We start from the raw sequence: 812 nt of genomic DNA on the forward strand, positions 1-812 counted from the left end.
TCTATGCTGATCCCGTCACTTCCTGCAAGATTGTCCTCGTATGGAAGACCGGCAAGTGTAAGGTGATTGCGCTTGCACCAGCCGATGGTCCGAAGTATCCGACTTTTGTCAGACTCCCTGGCCGTGTATCGGTTAAGCTGCATAGCCACCTCCAGCACACTCCCCATCTTCGATTTCACTTCCGAGCTCGACCATTCCAATCAGGTCAAGCTGGGTCATGTCCGAATCCAGAGAGCAGTCAATTGCTGACTGAATGATGCCTTTGTGGGCCAAGCCTAAAACGGACTTAATAGTCGAAAGCAGAGACTCGGCTTCGCTCTCGATCTGCTCCAGAATGTCTTTCCATTCCCAGTGCTCAAACGGTTGCCAAACGACCAGATCCTCAGGCTCGTCTCCCCGTTCGACACACTCAGACAAATACTCATAAGCCTTGCACCAATTCTCTTGTTGGCCCAGTTCACTGAGCACTAGAGCGGTAGCATGACCGTATGCGATTTGTTCAACTTTGGTATTGATAGACATAGTGTTTCTCCTCGTAATGGATAGAGGAGCCCCACCCGCAGGAAAGGCTCCTCCGGATGGGTTAAATTTCCAAGGTCACATCGGTTTTTGCTTTAGCGCAGCAAACCAACACTTCCCCTTCTTTGACAAATGCGATGGGCGTCTCGTCATAGGCCACTTGACCTTCGAGTAGACGAACCCGGCACATGCCACAAAAGCCACTGCGACCATGCGTTTCAACAGTGAGGCCTTTGCTTTCGCTTTGCGCCAACAGCACATTGTTGCTGGCTTGAAGTTGTACGTTCATGGTC

The 812-nt window shown here is 51.0% G+C and carries 2 protein-coding genes; both read right to left on the reverse strand.

Features of this window, described 5'->3' with window-relative positions; all coding sequences use genetic code 11:
* Positions 1–132: 132 nt before the first annotated feature.
* Positions 133–522, reverse strand: coding sequence for a hypothetical protein (locus R7R78_RS25475; RefSeq protein ID WP_000026577.1), 390 nt, complete (start codon positions 520–522; stop codon positions 133–135).
* Between the two features lie 61 nt (positions 523–583).
* A partial coding sequence (gene yfaE, locus R7R78_RS25480) for a class I ribonucleotide reductase maintenance protein YfaE (protein ID WP_225474542.1) occupies positions 584–812 on the reverse strand: 229 nt, incomplete at its 5' end.

The sequence above is a fragment of the Vibrio sp. 2134-1 genome (assembly GCF_033339495.1).